This window comes from Photorhabdus thracensis (assembly GCF_001010285.1).
Taxonomy (GTDB): domain Bacteria; phylum Pseudomonadota; class Gammaproteobacteria; order Enterobacterales; family Enterobacteriaceae; genus Photorhabdus; species Photorhabdus temperata.
The window spans coordinates 272,640-287,368 of sequence record NZ_CP011104.1 but is presented as its reverse complement, the minus strand read 5'-3'; the positions used below and the strand labels follow the sequence as shown (position 1 = coordinate 287,368).

Sequence of the window (14,729 nt, the reverse complement as noted above, 5' to 3'; positions counted from 1 at the left end):
CTCCGTGGTAATTTTAAATAAACATTCTTCTTTCTTCCTGTGAAAATTTCTCTGGCACATAGAGATCATAATTATTAAGATGACAATATTCTTCCAATTGATAACAGGAATTAATGCCAATTTTTTTATATATCCGAGCCATATGGGTTTCAACAGTATGATAGGCGATATTTAATATTTTGATCATTTGTTTGCCGGTATATTTTTGTAAGAAAAGGAAAATAATATCACATCCCGGTTGGGTAAACAAATAAGCCGGTGATTGGAACATAATAGATGCTGGAAATTTGCTATGGTATAGACGGGTTAATGAGAAGTCTTGAACTTCCCATTCATGAAAAATAACGCCTGTACACTCTTTTCTGTCGTTATATATTGGATGTTTTTCACAAAAATGAGATGCCAGAAATTTATCTTTTCCATATCTGTGTGTTTCAAGTAAACATACTCTTTGCCCTTTGGTCATGACACTTTTATCATGATTTTTGAATTCTTTTGCAAACTCAACGCTATCCCGAGGAATTTCGTCGTCAAAAAATCTTTCATAATCAAATGAATTTGGAAGATTTTGAATATGCTTAAATGTCTGGTTGCCATAAATCCAGCATGAATTTTGATCTTTTATTCCCCAAGGCTCATGATTTTGTTGCATGGTATTGATCACTTGAGGTGAAATAATTAGCTTACTGGTTTTACTCATGATTAAATCCTGTAATAAGAAATTTTCAGAAGATTGAATCTTTGACAAAAATCAATAAATCTTAATTGTAGAGCTCTGGTTCCCTAGCCCTAGGGGGTATCACTTCTCTTCCACATTTGAGTTAATTGTGGTGCGATATTGCTGGGATTTTCTCTTATATTTGACATAGTAACTCCTGAATCTTTATTTAAATTATCATCTGAAATTTTTATTTGCCGATTATGCTTCAAATGAGCTGTTCTATAATAAAGGATAATAACTTTATCGTCAAAAAACGTATGTTTATTAATTTATTTTTTACTATTTGATGATGCGATTTTTAATCGTAATTAATATAACTATATATATTATTTTATACGAAAATTGTTTTAATTTTTTGTTAAAGAAATGGTTTGGGCCGTTGCTGTGCTTGTTGTTGCATTTGATATTGGTCATCTTCTGGCTGGGAAGTATGCATTATCAATAATAAATAATTGCAGATTATGCTAGAAATCATCAGTGTCTGCTTTGCTATTAATCGATAAATTATTATTTTTTCTAATGCTTAGTAACTATTTTACTAAACTGTTTTATTTACTCTAATTTGTAATTAAATAGCAAGTCTGGACAGTGTTATGAAAAAAACGAGAATTTTGAACACATTTTTAATATGGCTAAAAAGGTAAACGAAGCGAATCACTCTTTACATACTACGTGTACGTTCCGGTTTCTGCTCACTGTCCATGTTCACTATTGCAAGAAGGCTCCACAATAATTATGCCAGTCAGGATAGATTCTAAGTTTTATTGCCAAGAATCATTTGGTAATCCGATTTTTAGGATAATAAAAACCTTTCTGGTACATAATGATGAAAATTATTCGTCAGACAGTATTCTTCCAATTGTTGACTGGAGTTAATACCTATCTTGTTATATATTCTAGTCATATATGTTTCAACGGCATCATAAGTAATATTCAATTTCTGTCCAATCTGTTTTCTGGTGCATTTTTGTAGAAAGAAAAAAATGATATCCCACTCACGTTGAGTAAAGATAGCACTTGGTGGTTGAAATATAATAGATGCTGGTAACTCATTATAATATTGATATAGATGGGTTAATGAATATTCTTTGGCTTCCCAACCGTGATACATAATTCCGATGCAGTTACCATCCTTATGATAAAAAGGCATCTTTTCACAGAAATAAGATGACAATATTTGCTCTTTTCCATATATATGTGTTTCAAGCGAGCATATTCTTTCCCCGTTTTCTATCACTTTTTTATCTTGATTAATGAATTCTTTTGCAAACTCAGGCGCCACCCCAGGGAAGTTCATGGTCATAACGTCCTTCGTAATCAAATGATTCCTTAAAATTATGAATAAATTTTTTTGTTACAGAATTACCGTAAATAAAACATGAAGAACTATCTTTTATTCCCCATGGTTCATTGCTCAATTCCATTGTGTTAATAATTTGAGCTGATATTTCATAACTCTTCATAAAAACTCCGTGATAGTTTGAAATTTAAAAAAATATTCTGTTTTCTGGGCGTACAAATCTTTCTAGTACATAGAGATCATAATCATTGAGGCGACAATATTCCTTCTAATTGATAACAGGAATTAATCCCAATCTTTTTATATATCCGTGCTATATGGGTTTCGACTGTACGATAAGATATATCTAACAATCACCCCATTTGTTTACTGGTATGCGTTTGTAAAGTAAGAAGAACTATTTTTACTCCCCACGGTTCATTACTTATTTCCGTTGTGTTGATAATCTGAGGTGATATTGCATAGTTCTTCTTCACAAAAACTCCTTTATAATTTTTGACTTAGAGAAACATTCGGCTTTCTGGGTGCACAAATCTTTCTGGCACATAGAGATCATAATCATTAGAGCGACAATAATCTTCCAGTTGATAACAGGAATTAACGCCAATTTTTCTGTATATCCGTGCCATATGGGTTTCAACAGTGCGATAGGAGATATTCAACATTTTGCCCATTTGCTTACTGGTATATTTTTGCAAGGAGAGGAAGATAACATCCCATTCCCGTTGCGTAAATAAATCAGTCGGTGGTTGGAATAGAATAGATGCCGGAAGTTTACCATGAAATAGACGGGTTAATGAGAAATCCTGAGCTTTCCAGCAATGTAAAAGGATTCCGACACATTCGCCTTCATCATTATATAGCGGATATTTCTCGGAAAAATAAGATGATAGAAATGTATCTTTCCCATATATATGGGTCTCAAGTGAGCATATTCTTTTTTCTTTTTCCATCACGATATTATCGTGAATAACGTATTCTTGTGTAAAATCAGCCCCGTCCCAAGGGAGCTCGTCATCATACAAGCCTTCATAATCAAATACATTTGGAAGATTCTGAAGAGTTTTCACTCCTGAATTACCAAAAATCCAGCATGAATTCCTATCTTTTATTCCCCAAGGATCATTACTTTGCTGCATTGTATTAATCACTTGAGGTGAAATAATTAGATTGTTAGTTTTACTCATGATTAAATCCTATTGTACAGTTGATTGCTAGTGGTTTAAATTTGTGACTTCCTATTGACAATACATTATGAATAAATCTTTTTGTTATAGAATTATGGTAAATAAAACATGAAGAACTATCTTTTACTCCCCTCTGTTCATTGCTTATTTCCATTATGTTGATGATTTTAGGTGATATTGTATAGTTCTTCATGAAAACTCCATGATAATTTGAAATTTAAATAAACATTTTGCTTTCTGGGCGTACAAACCTCTCTGGCACATAAAGATCATAATCATTAAAGCGACAATATTCTTCCAATTGATAACAGGAATTAATGCCAATCTTTTTGTATATCCGAGCCATATGGGTTTCAACCGTACGATAGGAGATATCTAACAGCCGGCCCATTTGTTTACTGGTATATTTTTGTAATGATAGGAAGATAATATCCCATTCCCGTTGAGTAAATAAATCAGTCGGTGGTTGGAATAGAATAGTTGCCGGAAGTTTACCATGATATAAACGGGTTAATGAGAAATCCATGGCTTTCCATGTATGGAAAAGGACTCCGACACATTCGTTTTCATCATTATATAATGGAAGTTTTTCCTGAAAATGAGAGGATAAAATTTTTTCTTTCCCAAAGATATGTGTTTCAAGTGAACATATCCTTGTTTCTTTTGTCATTACGGTTTTATCATGGATAATGAATTCCTGTGCAAATCCAGCTCCATCCCAAGGAATTTCATCGTCAAAAAGCCCTTCGTAATCAAATGAATCTGGAAGATTTTGAAGATGTCTAAATGCCATGTTGCCATAAATAAAGCATGAATCTTTATCTTTTATTCCCCAAGGGTCATTGCTTTGCTGCAATGTATTGATGATTTGAGGTGAAATAGTGAGCTTATTGATTTTACTCATGACTAAATCCTATTGTACAGTTAATGATTAGTGGGTTAAATTTATAATTCCCTGCTGCCAATAGTGAAAAATCTTTCAGGAACGTAAAGGTGGTAATTATTTTTCTTGCAGAAATCTTCTAATTCCATATGGGGTAGTAAATTAAATTTTTGATAAATAGACTGAATATGATTAATAACATCTTCTGTGCTGATGGTTAATTCTTTACTGATGCTCTCCTCATCCTGAGAACGCAGAGTCAGAAAAAGAACTTCCCACTCGGTTTGCGTCAGTATGTCGTTAGGTGGGATAAATTGCAGGGTTGACGGAGATGTTTTCTCATAATAGTAAGAAACAGAAAAATCCTGGGCTTTGTACATATGTAAAATAATCCCCATGCAATCACCATTTTCATCACAAAGGGGATATTTGTCACAAAGATAGGTTTGTTTAACTTTATGCTCTCCAAGCAGATGGGTTTCCAGTGATGTGACCCGTTGCATAGTTTGAATGGCTTTTTGATCCTGACGGTGGAATTCTTCTGCACATTCGGCGATAGGTAAGGGTAATTCATTGGAAGAAAGCCCTATAATATCGAAATCTTCAGGCAGGTTAAGTAGTTGATAAAAAGCAGAATTCGCGTAAATAAATCTTGATTGCAGATCTTTAGCTGCCCAGGGATCATTACTTCTGTCCCACATTTGAGTTAATTGTGATGTGATATTACTGGGGTTTTTTTTGATGTTTGACATAACAGCTCCTAAACCTTTATTTAAATTATTATTTGAAAATTTTGTTTGCCGGTTACACTTCAAGTAGGCAGTTATATAATAGAAGATAATAACTTTTTCGTCAAAAATCGTATATTTATTAATTGATTTTTTACTATTTAATGATGTGATTTTAAATTAATAGAAATATAACTATATTTATTATTTTATATGAAAATTATTTTATGGTTTATTGAAGAAATGGCACGGGGCTGTTGCTTTGCTCGCTGTTGCATCTGATATCTGGCGTTTTTTAGCGATAAAGTGTGTGTTATCAACGGTAAATAAGTACAGATTGTGTCCGAAGTCATCCGTAACCTTTTTCGTTGTAAATGGATAAATAGTTATTTGTCCTAATGCTTGATAGCCATTTTACTAAACTGTTTTATTTACTCTTCTTTGTAAGAAAGAGCAATTATTGCCCGTGTTTTGAAAAAAACGATAGTTTCTGAACACATTTCTCAGTGATCCGAAGAGTGAGATAAACAAATAACCCCTCTTGTATTAAGTGTATATTTCGGGTTTTACATGTTGCCTGTGTTTATTTTTCATTTAAACGAATGGCTTGCAACAATTATTCTTGTTTAAATAAGTAGTAAATACTTAGTGGTGAGACTAATATAAGTTTTGCAATATAACTGCACTTTGTATGTTAATTGGTTGTACTAACTCAGCATGAGCCATGCTACTTAATTAGAGGATTACCTTAAAAGGTTGATTGAAGTATTTAATACGATTCCAACTTTTTTAAGAATAACTAAACTTCTGTAATTAGATGTAACATTTAAAACAACAATCATCTCTCTTTCTATATCGGAGAATTTGCTGTGCTTTGCGGGGTTTGACGTTTTAGCACAGCTATTTTTTTAGTATTCCGCACCCAGTGCGGACCCAGGGGAAAAGCTGTAACAACATAAAAACATTGGTCTGATAATAGGAAGTGGATATGGGCATAGTACCTTGTATAACCAAACTGAGGAAGGAAATAGGAATGATCGAAAGACACGACTGGCATAAAGCTGATATTATTGCGGCGCTGAAAAAACGAGGAACATCGTTGGCGGCAGTTTCAAGAGAAGCAGGGCTTGCATCATCTACTTTATCAAATGTTTTACACCGTCCATGGCCCAAGGGGGAGCGGATTATTGCTACCATTTTGAATTGTGAGCCATCTGAAATATGGCCAAGCAGATATTCTAAGTAAATTATTATTCGTAAAAATTTACTTGAACTTCTCATAACAAAGTTAATGAGAAGGGGGTTTAATGTCTGAGGTACGAGCAGAATTTTTAATAAATGAAAATTCTCTTTGTACATCAGGCATAATTCTGATAGGTAGATTTTCTACATATATTGAATAAAGTTCGGTGGTGTTTTGTCAGGATGAAAATTTATTTCTCTTTAAACAAAGAATACAATCGGATTAGGTGCGATTTGGTAACATGCTACACTTATCCGACTCTTCGCTATTATTGGGTAGTGGTATAATATTGTATTTTTATTTTATGGTGTTAACTGAATTAAACCGGTGATCACCTTCTTAAGATACTGACGAGGGCAACTCAAATTTATCCGGATAAGCCCTTTTCCCTTATCGTCAAAATTCCGTTCCATTGAAACATTGCATCGGCACTGCGTTGCAGTCATGACTCTACATCATGACTTGTTCCTTTTATCAGCTTAAAAAAACGACTCAATACTCCACCGCCAGTAAATAGGGGATGGCCGGAAGGTGGAGAATCCACGATTTGAGGGGCGTTGAGGCGGTTTCTGTAACAGGTGTTATGGTAAATTCCTCACTTGCGATGCAATGTCGTGTACACTAGAATAAGAATGTATATACAAAAATGTACTTTATGGTGTGAAGATGGAGCTTGGGTTTGAATGGGACCTCACTAAAGCGGAAACAAATTTCCGTAAGCACGGGATTCGTTTTGAAGAAGCGGCTCTTGTTTTTGATGACCCTTTTCATCTGTCATTGCAGGATCGTTTTGAAAATGGTGAATATCGCTGGCAGACGATTGGAACAGTGAAAGAATGTGTGGTTGTTCTGGTCGCTCATACGATACGGTTTGAAGATGGTACCGAGGTTATTCGTATTATCAGTGCACGAAAAGCAGAGCGGAATGAGAGGAAACGTTATGAGCATGGTTAAATACAAACGAAGCGAATTGCCGCCTCTGACTGAAAAACGGGAATCTGAACTTAAAGCGCTGTCCGGCAAGTCTGATAGTGATATTGATTACAGTGACATCGCGTTGCTGAATGAAGATTTCTGGAAGAAAGCCGCACAGGGGCAGTTCTATCGTCCGGTAAAAACACAAGCATCAGTCAGGATTGATGCTGATGTATTGGTTTGGCTTAAAAAACCAGGAAGAGGTTATCAGACGAGGCTTAATGCTATCTTACGTGAAGCCATGATGCGTGATTTGCATCGAAAGTAATCTCTATACAGCCGGATAAGCGCGATTTGGTAATAGGTTGCACTTATCCGGCTTTTTGCCATTATCAGAGGCCGATATAATATTGTATTTTTATTTTATGGTGTTAACTGAATTAAACCGGTGATCACCTTTTCAAGATACTGACGAGGGCAACCCAAATTTATCCGGATAAATCCTTTTCCCCTATCGCCAAAATTCCGTCCCATTGAAACGGCTATTTTCGCTTTCTGTAGCAAGGCCAACTGGAGAGCATCATCATCCAGACCTAAAGCTCGGCAATCCAACCAAGCCAGGTAGGTGCCTTCGGCTTTGGTCATTTGGCACCAAGGGAGAGTATGCGCTATAGCTTGCTCCAACCAGCGGCGGTTTTCAGCTAGGTGATTTTGTAGCTCATCAAACCATAGACTTCCATGTTGATATGCTGCTGTGGCCGCAGTCATCGATAGCGAGTTAAATACATCTAATCCATGGGCGTTTAATCGATCAATAAAGGCACGCCGAAGGCCGGGATCTGGAATGAGAAAGTTCGATATTCGAAGTGATGAGAGTCCAAATGTTTTACTTGCTGAGGTCGCGGCAATGACGTTGCTATGCCATTCGTTCCCCAGATGCAGTACTGAGGTGAATGTTTTCCCAGGTAAAATCAAATCAGCCCAAATTTCATCAGAAATTACCGTTGCACCGTACTTTTTACAGAGCGTCAATAATCGGGTCAATTCGTCGTGATTCCAGCATCGCCCAGTAGGATTGTGTGGGTTACATAACAGGAGCAAAGGCGGTCTGTGTTGCTCCAACACCTGCTCTAAGTGACCATAGTCAATTTGATAACCTTCAGGACTTTCAAGTAGCGGGTTTTCAATAATCACCCTGTCGTTCATGGTGATGATTTTGGCGAATGAGCCATAATAGGGCCCTTGTACCACGACTCCTTCACCCGGTTTACTGAGCATCTGGAGCAGCAAAGCCAGCCCGGGTATGACACCTTCTATTGAAGTGAACCAATCCCGGCTTAAGGTTAACTGGTGGCGTTTTGAAAACCAGTCTATTGCTGCTTGGTAATAGTTATCGTCGCGTTCGCTATAACCGAAAATGCCGTGGTTGACTCGGGTGTGTAGTGCTTGCTGGATTTCTTCCGGACATTGGAAATCGAAATCAGAAATCCACATCGGCAGAAGATCAGTTTGGTTCAATTGCAGGTAACGATCCAAAAAGTCCCACTTAACAGAGCCTGTGTTGTGGCGATCGATTATTTGATTGAAATCATGCGGTTTCATGTTGGCTTTCCTTATTCTTCAGGGAATATTCCGGTGCGACTCTTGCAATACCGAAACCAGTAAAGCCATAAATGAGTGCAAAAAAGATGGCGACGTAGCACTGGATAGCCCAGGGTAGCAGCTCAAGCGTACTGACACCCAGAGTCGTTGCCATGTAAATACCCGCAGCAGTCCATGGGATGAGTGGCTCAATGACGGTACAGGCATCTTCTATTGTCCGTGATAGGTTTTTATTATCCAGGCCCAAGCGGCGATAGGCCCCTTTGAAGAGCTCTGCCGGGATGAGAAGAGCCAGTTTTCCGTCACAGGTGGCGCCGGTCACAAGAATGGTTGTGGCTACGGTTGCCGCGATAAGTTGTCCGGTTGTGTGAACCGCTTGCAGAAGATGATTAATGATGGTGGTCAGGGCGCCAGTGAGCGCCAAAACGCCGGCAAACGAGAATGCACAAAATACCAGCAGGATGGTACTCATCATTGAGAACATGCCACCGCGATTGAGCAAGCGTGGAATGTCGTTAACGACCCCGGTGATGTTGTGCCCTTGGTCAGAGAACATTGAGAGATTGAAGCCATCTATCAACGCATTAAGGCCCTGCTTAAGTGTGAATCCCTGAAGACCTATGCCGATCGCAATAGCCAATGCACATGCAGCCAGCATGACGGGTATCACCGGACGTTTTGTTATTGCACCCCATAAAACCAGTCCCGGTGGCAAAATCAGTAATAAATTGAAGTGATAAAGGCTTTCAAGAGATTGAATGATGTCTGTGACTTTTTCAGGTGTTGCGACGCTACCTACTGAGCTTGTATGACCAGCGATAAGATAAACAATTGCCGCTAAAATAAAGCTTGGGATAGTGGTATACAGCAGGTGTTGGATGTGGCTGTAAAGGTCGGTGTCGGCGACGATGGCAGCGAAATTAGTTGAATCAGATAAAGGTGAAATTTTATCGCCGAAATATGCGCCTGAAACAACCGCACCTGCGGCGGCAGCCAAAGGCACATCAAGACCTGCCGCTACCCCCATTAGAGCAACACCCACCGTTCCGGCTGCACCCCACGATGTACCGGTGCAGACTGAGATAACGCTCGTGATAAAGAAGGCGGCAATGAGTATATATTGCGGGTTAATCAGTTTTAATCCCCAGTAAACCATATAAGGTATGGTTCCGCTGATCATCCAGGTTCCGATGAGTCCTCCTACGCAAATCAATATCATGATCACCGGCATTGCTTTGGCTAGCTTTGCCACAATGGAATCAATAATGTCATTCCAGCGGTAGCCTTGCCAATACGCTAAGGCAGCCGCTATTCCTGCTGACATGAGTAATAAGGACTCAATGCGCAGTCCCAGTTGACCATAGCCAATAACCAGAAGTAGGAGCATTGCTACGATCGGCAGCATAGCGAGTCCCAGATTAAGCTTTTTTTTGTTATCCATTTAAAATCCCTGTTTCGGATATGTTATTGAGAAAGAATAATAAATTTTTTTCGAATGGAATGTGAGAGATGTGACTTGTCCATGTAATCGGTTTCATGAAGTGTGAAAATGCGATCTGTGTATCGTTTTTTACGCTTGTTTTGTATGTGTTTATCCTATGGAAAAAACAGAATCTCTGATGACGAGTTCGGCTGAGAACATATTCATTTGTGGGGCGGGTTCTTTCTGGGCATTGAGCTGTAACGCCAGATTAGCAGCTCGTCGTGCCATCCTTTCTATTGGGTAGTGTACAGTCGTTAAAGAGGGATAGAGATATCGCGCCGGGACAATATCATCAAACCCAACAATCGACAGTTGTTCCGGTAAGTTGATTTTCCGTTGATGCAGGGCTCGCATCATGCCAGCAGCCATAACATCGTTGAATGTCACTGCGGCAGTAAAGTTGATGCCGCTGCTTAAGAGCTTTTCAGTTGCCAGTTCTCCTCCTTTTTCGTCAAATGGAGCGCTGATAACCCAATTGCCAGGTACGGTGATACCCGCATGAGTCATTGCAGAATAATATCCCTCCAGGCGGAGTTTTCTATCATCAATAGGCAGGTCTGCCGTTACACAGGCGATTTTTCGATGACCATTTTGGATAAGATAGTGAGTAGCAGTCTGCGAAGCGCTAACATTATCTAACCAGATACACCGGTTGGCGATGGCAGGCAAATATCGATTAACAATCACTAATGCTGGCGTATGCGCTGCATAACGTAATATGTCTGTATCACTCATTCGAGTGGTATGTGCCACTATCGCTTCGCACCCTTGATTGATTAAAAAATCTAAGGCGGATTTCTCGAGTTCAGCCTGATGCCCACCACTACAAACCATCAGTTTTACCCCTTTTTTTCGGGCAATTTCTTCAACTCCGCGTGCTAAACGGGAAAAAAAAGGATCAGCCAGGTTACCGGTGAGTAAACCCAACATATCCCCGCATCTTTTTGCCAGGGCAAGCGCAGCAGAATTTCGGTGGTAGTTGAATTCACGCATTGCTTTTTCGACACGTTCACGAGTACCCGGTTCGACGTAGGCCGTGTTATTGATGACCCGGCTTACGGTAGCCACGGATACGCCAGCTTGATGTGCTACATCTTTCATTGTAGCCATATTCCTCTCCTCAGCAGTTTATACCCTTCATCTTTCAAGTTGCTGCTTTGTTGGCTGCGTTCACTTACCCCAGTCACATCGTTATCTATGCTCCTGGGGATGCGTTCACTTGCCGCCGCGCTGCAACTTGAAATCTATTGGGTATATGTAATCAATGACAAATGTGAAACGGGGAATCATAGCGTGACTGCTCCCCGTCCTATCGAGGGTGTCGCAAAAGCTCATGTTATCCATTAAAATCTGCGTTCTTCCTTTAGGCGCAGATCTGTTATGACCTTATTCACTCGAAAACTGGAACCGTCTGCTTACACTAAACGTCATAGCGTATAACTTATCAAGGGCCGTTGCCCTGATATTATGGGCTATTTTTAGCTTGTCTGGGTTGTCAGTTCCAATAACAGGCAATAAATCTCTGTGGGTTTATTGTCAATGCTGGCCTTTTGCGACACCCTCTATCGGGCGAGGCTTCCCACTTCACAGGCCGTTGCTTGTGCTCGACAAGTCTGACGCTGGCCTCCATGGGCAGAGACGACGAGACCCGCCGCCTGTAATTCAAATAACCCTTGTTCCCTGATATTCAACGCGGCATTGATATCTCTGTCATGTTCCGTTTGGCACATTGGACACATCCAGTACCGCTGGCTTAAGGGCATTTCTGATTCTTTATGACCGCAACAATGACAGGTTTTCGAGCTTGCATACCACTGGTCAAGTTTGATCAGATGTTTTCCCGCTTCTTTCCCTTTATATTCGAGCTTCGTGACAAAGCTGTGCCATCCGGCATCGGCAATATGACGTGCCAGTCTGCGATTTTTGAGCATATTGCTCGTTTTCAGTGTCTCGACTATCACCGCTTGGTTTTCGTCAATGAGTTGTCGGGACAATTTGTGCTGGAAGTCAGCCCGGGCATTCGTCACTTTTTCATGGCATCGGGCTACAATTAACCGGGCTTTACCCCGATTTTTACTGGCCCAGATTAAATAGCGGGGATTGGCTTGTTTCCTGCCATCAGAATAGATAAGGAAGTGGGTTAACCCAAGGTCACATCCCGTGCTTTTGTCTGCATCAATCACATCAGGAGGAACCGGTGTTTCTTTGCCATCGTCACAGAGAATGGCGGCAAAATATTTTCCCGTTGGCGTTCGCGATAAGGTAATACTTTTAATTTCACCTTTGATTTCACGGTGAATGCGCGCTTCTATCGGCGTCAGCTTTGGAATTTTTCTTGCTTCATTCAACACCTTCACGCCAACACAGTGATAACTGGATTGTTTTCCGTGTTTGCGCTTAAAGGCAGGGAATTTTGCCTGCAACTTTGGATTGAAGAAATTCTCAAAAGCCGTGTTTAAGTTGATGACCGCCTGCTGTAACGCAATGGAATCATACGACTTGAGCCACGCATATTTACGTGATTTCTTCGCCGTTGCCAGTAACGGCTTCAGATCTTTACGTGGGCTTAAACTTACCCCATACCGTTTGTAGGCGTGTTTTTTAATATGCAGAGCCTTGTTATACGCAAAACGAACCACACCGAACTGGGCATTAAGATATTCAGCCTGTTCCGGAGTGGGATAAATGCGTACCTTTATGGCTCTTAACATAATCAGCGCTCATTGATATAGTTCAGATATAGTAACAGATAGCAGGAATATTTCAATTGAGTAAACACAATGAATTACTGGAAGGTTTTCTTCGAAAACGACACAGTGTCAGTAAGCTGGTTGTCCATTTAATATTCACGACAAAGTATCGCCGTAAACTCTTTGATGGAGGTATGATTGAACAGCTACGGGAGGCTTTTACTTCAGCAGCTACAAAACTAGAATGTGACATTATTGAGATGGATGGTGAGCAAGATCATGTACACCTGTTGGTCGCTTATCCCCCCAAACTCGCGGTGAGCATTTTGGTGAATAATTTAAAATCAGTTTCTTCCCGGCTACTTCGCCAGCAAAATACGCATTTGAGAATGCAGAGCAAAACTGGGCTTTTGTGGTCAAGATCGTACTTTGCTTGTAGCGCTGGAGGGGCAACGATAGAAACGCTTAAAGCGTACGTTGCCAGTCAAAATACGCCGGAGTGACGTGTTTTAAAGCCCTGCGGGCTTTTCGCCGTATATCCCCGCCCGCCTGGGCTAGGGTTTACGGCGGATTTTGCTAATTTATTCAGATTATCATGAAAGGATTTATGTACCTCATTGTAAGCGAATAATATGAATCGGACTTATTTGAATAATTTTGCATGAATGGTTTAGTTATAATTGGCATGTATTGAAAGCTGCCCTATATCCTTGTCACTAAATCAGGGAAAGCCGATTAAATGACAGGGATATAGGGGCACAGGCATCATCTTTTATAGCAAAAAATGGCCTGTAGCTTGAGAGTATTTGGGAGGAATATAGAGATCATAGTTATTCTCTTTGCACAATAACCTCAATTCAGTCATTGATCCAATTGATAATTTATCATAGATGATTTCAAAATATTTTTCTAAGCTACGGCATGAAATCTTCATTTCATTGGCGATAAACTTATTGCTGACACCACGACAGAATAAGAAAATTATTATCCACTCTTTTGCCGTCAATATATTATTAGGGGGTCTGAGTCTAACAGAGGTAGATGAGTCATTTTTAATGTAATTGTATAGCGAAAAATGGTTTATGTCTTTAACGTGACCAATTATCCCCATGCATTGATTATTTTCATCCATTAACGGATATTTGTCACAAGAATAGGATTTAAGTTTTTGACCGTTGTCCGGCAGATAAGTCCCAATAGATGATACTTTCTGCATAGACTGTAAAACCTTACGGTCATGTTCTTCAAAAAGGTGAGCAAAATTATTAAACAGTGTAGGTAATTCTTTATCAGTATATCCTATAACATTAAAATTTTCAGGTAATTTGTTTACTTTCATAAACACTGGATTTGCATACATAAAACGGAATTCTTTATCTTTTACAAACCATGATTCATGACTTTTATCCCACATATTTGTTAACTGAGGGGTAATTTGACTCATATGTAACCTTAAAAAATATAAATAAAAAAATATTCCAGTAATGAACAAAGGCAGTGATTCGTTCTATGGTGAGCTACCCAATAATCAGAAGTAATCGTATGGCTACGATTGTTACACTATTTTAGTGCCAGATTCGCTATACCATTTTATTTAAACTCCAGTTTTGTATAGGTTATTACATTAAAGATAATGAATTTATTTCGAATGGAATGTGAGATGTGTTATTTGTTTTATGTAATCGGTTTCATGAAGTGTGAAAATGTGACCGGTGCATCAATTTTTGATCTTGTTTTATCTACGATGCTCTTTTTTGTCTGGACCAGCATAGAGTCTGACAGCCATACCCAGATGGAGGCTATAGTGTAAACCAGTTAACCCAATGCCGTTGTCAGCATAACCTATTTTGGTTAGTTGTTTTGTATTTATTGGTCGTATTTATTTAGATAAGACTGCTGGATGTGTTCTGTTATTTTCTTGCGATAGATGTTTTATTCCAAATAACTAAGTTAAATTTCCCTGTATTCTTGATGTAA

General features: G+C 39.1%; 15 protein-coding genes and 1 pseudogene. 4 read left to right on the top strand and 12 right to left on the bottom strand.

Translation table 11 applies throughout. The features are described 5' to 3' along the window. Positions 1–13: 13 nt before the first annotated feature. The 7 genes and pseudogenes from VY86_RS00955 to VY86_RS00935 all read right to left on the bottom strand — a co-directional run bounded on the left by VY86_RS00955 (position 14) and on the right by VY86_RS00935 (position 4,843). Positions 14–700, bottom strand: a complete 687-nt coding sequence (locus tag VY86_RS00955) for a helix-turn-helix transcriptional regulator (RefSeq protein WP_046973606.1) — start codon at positions 698–700, stop codon at positions 14–16. A gap of 814 nt (positions 701–1,514) precedes the next feature. Beyond that, a pseudogene (locus VY86_RS00950) lies at positions 1,515–2,184 on the bottom strand (LuxR C-terminal-related transcriptional regulator). Between the two features lie 82 nt (positions 2,185–2,266). Further along, entirely contained in the window at positions 2,267–2,374 is a 108-nt protein-coding gene (locus VY86_RS26360; RefSeq protein ID WP_081858302.1) for a helix-turn-helix transcriptional regulator, read from the bottom strand. Beyond that, positions 2,375–2,497, bottom strand: coding sequence for a hypothetical protein (locus VY86_RS26150; protein ID WP_262979022.1), 123 nt, complete (start codon positions 2,495–2,497; stop codon positions 2,375–2,377). A 24-nt stretch (positions 2,498–2,521) separates the two neighbouring features. Next, positions 2,522–3,208: a PAS and helix-turn-helix domain-containing protein gene (locus VY86_RS00945; protein WP_046973605.1), complete on the bottom strand. Its 687-nt coding sequence runs from the start codon at positions 3,206–3,208 to the stop codon at positions 2,522–2,524. A gap of 217 nt (positions 3,209–3,425) precedes the next feature. Continuing rightward, on the bottom strand, positions 3,426–4,112 hold the full coding sequence (locus VY86_RS00940; RefSeq protein WP_046973604.1) for a helix-turn-helix transcriptional regulator: 687 nt from the start codon (positions 4,110–4,112) through the stop codon (positions 3,426–3,428). A 41-nt stretch (positions 4,113–4,153) separates the two neighbouring features. After that, on the bottom strand, positions 4,154–4,843 hold the full coding sequence (locus VY86_RS00935; protein WP_046973603.1) for a PAS domain-containing protein: 690 nt from the start codon (positions 4,841–4,843) through the stop codon (positions 4,154–4,156). 1,009 nt (positions 4,844–5,852) lie between these two features. On the opposite strand from VY86_RS00935, the gene VY86_RS00930 reads away from it, so the two are divergent. The 3 genes from VY86_RS00930 (at position 5,853) to VY86_RS00920 (ending at position 7,305) form a co-directional block, all read left to right on the top strand. Then, complete coding sequence (locus tag VY86_RS00930) at positions 5,853–6,065, top strand: helix-turn-helix domain-containing protein (RefSeq protein WP_046973602.1); 213 nt, start codon at positions 5,853–5,855, stop codon at positions 6,063–6,065. A gap of 663 nt (positions 6,066–6,728) precedes the next feature. After that, the gene (locus VY86_RS00925; RefSeq protein ID WP_046973601.1) at positions 6,729–7,016 is read left to right on the top strand and encodes a BrnT family toxin; all 288 of its coding nucleotides are present in this window, start codon (positions 6,729–6,731) and stop codon (positions 7,014–7,016) included. Beyond that, complete coding sequence (locus tag VY86_RS00920) at positions 7,003–7,305, top strand: BrnA antitoxin family protein (RefSeq protein WP_021326460.1); 303 nt, start codon at positions 7,003–7,005, stop codon at positions 7,303–7,305. Before VY86_RS00925 ends, VY86_RS00920 begins: the two co-directional genes overlap by 14 nt. Before the next feature lie 95 nt (positions 7,306–7,400). On the opposite strand, the gene VY86_RS00915 is transcribed toward VY86_RS00920, so the two are convergent. The 4 genes from VY86_RS00915 to VY86_RS00900 all read right to left on the bottom strand — a co-directional run bounded on the left by VY86_RS00915 (position 7,401) and on the right by VY86_RS00900 (position 12,773). Next, a complete protein-coding gene (locus tag VY86_RS00915) occupies positions 7,401–8,579 on the bottom strand; it encodes a MalY/PatB family protein (protein ID WP_046973600.1) in 1,179 nt (392 codons plus the stop codon). Continuing rightward, entirely contained in the window at positions 8,566–10,020 is a 1,455-nt protein-coding gene (nhaC, locus tag VY86_RS00910) for a Na+/H+ antiporter NhaC (protein WP_046973599.1), read from the bottom strand. The genes VY86_RS00915 and nhaC overlap by 14 nt, the downstream gene beginning before the upstream one ends. 150 nt (positions 10,021–10,170) lie before the next feature. Next, positions 10,171–11,172 (bottom strand): LacI family DNA-binding transcriptional regulator, encoded by a 1,002-nt coding sequence (locus tag VY86_RS00905; protein ID WP_046973598.1) that lies wholly within the window; start codon positions 11,170–11,172, stop codon positions 10,171–10,173. Positions 11,173–11,624: 452 nt separating this feature from the next. Continuing rightward, the gene (locus tag VY86_RS00900) at positions 11,625–12,773 is read right to left on the bottom strand and encodes an RNA-guided endonuclease TnpB family protein (RefSeq protein WP_046973597.1); all 1,149 of its coding nucleotides are present in this window, start codon (positions 12,771–12,773) and stop codon (positions 11,625–11,627) included. A gap of 56 nt (positions 12,774–12,829) precedes the next feature. On the opposite strand from VY86_RS00900, the gene tnpA reads away from it, so the two are divergent. Beyond that, positions 12,830–13,255 carry an IS200/IS605 family transposase gene (gene tnpA, locus VY86_RS00895; protein ID WP_046973596.1) on the top strand — a complete coding sequence of 142 codons (426 nt, stop codon included), beginning with the start codon at positions 12,830–12,832 and terminating at the stop codon, positions 13,253–13,255. 269 nt (positions 13,256–13,524) lie between these two features. Here tnpA and VY86_RS00890 read toward each other — a convergent pair whose 3' ends face one another. Beyond that, positions 13,525–14,196, bottom strand: a complete 672-nt coding sequence (locus VY86_RS00890) for a helix-turn-helix transcriptional regulator (RefSeq protein WP_046973595.1) — start codon at positions 14,194–14,196, stop codon at positions 13,525–13,527. Positions 14,197–14,729 lie beyond the last annotated feature (533 nt).

What these genes read in the sequence shown, in the direction of transcription:
- VY86_RS00955 (WP_046973606.1), bottom strand. Translation starts at nt 700, where the DNA reads ATGAGTAAAACCAGTAAGCTAATTATTTCACCTCAAGTGATCAATACC.
- VY86_RS00945 (WP_046973605.1), bottom strand. Translation starts at nt 3,208, where the DNA reads ATGAGTAAAACTAACAATCTAATTATTTCACCTCAAGTGATTAATACA.
- VY86_RS00940 (WP_046973604.1), bottom strand. Translation starts at nt 4,112, where the DNA reads ATGAGTAAAATCAATAAGCTCACTATTTCACCTCAAATCATCAATACA.
- VY86_RS00935 (WP_046973603.1), bottom strand. Translation starts at nt 4,843, where the DNA reads ATGTCAAACATCAAAAAAAACCCCAGTAATATCACATCACAATTAACT.
- VY86_RS00930 (WP_046973602.1), top strand. Translation starts at nt 5,853, where the DNA reads ATGATCGAAAGACACGACTGGCATAAAGCTGATATTATTGCGGCGCTG.
- VY86_RS00925 (WP_046973601.1), top strand. Translation starts at nt 6,729, where the DNA reads ATGGAGCTTGGGTTTGAATGGGACCTCACTAAAGCGGAAACAAATTTC.
- VY86_RS00920 (WP_021326460.1), top strand. Translation starts at nt 7,003, where the DNA reads ATGAGCATGGTTAAATACAAACGAAGCGAATTGCCGCCTCTGACTGAA.
- VY86_RS00915 (WP_046973600.1), bottom strand. Translation starts at nt 8,579, where the DNA reads ATGAAACCGCATGATTTCAATCAAATAATCGATCGCCACAACACAGGC.
- nhaC (WP_046973599.1), bottom strand. Translation starts at nt 10,020, where the DNA reads ATGGATAACAAAAAAAAGCTTAATCTGGGACTCGCTATGCTGCCGATC.
- VY86_RS00905 (WP_046973598.1), bottom strand. Translation starts at nt 11,172, where the DNA reads ATGGCTACAATGAAAGATGTAGCACATCAAGCTGGCGTATCCGTGGCT.
- VY86_RS00900 (WP_046973597.1), bottom strand. Translation starts at nt 12,773, where the DNA reads ATGTTAAGAGCCATAAAGGTACGCATTTATCCCACTCCGGAACAGGCT.
- VY86_RS00890 (WP_046973595.1), bottom strand. Translation starts at nt 14,196, where the DNA reads ATGAGTCAAATTACCCCTCAGTTAACAAATATGTGGGATAAAAGTCAT.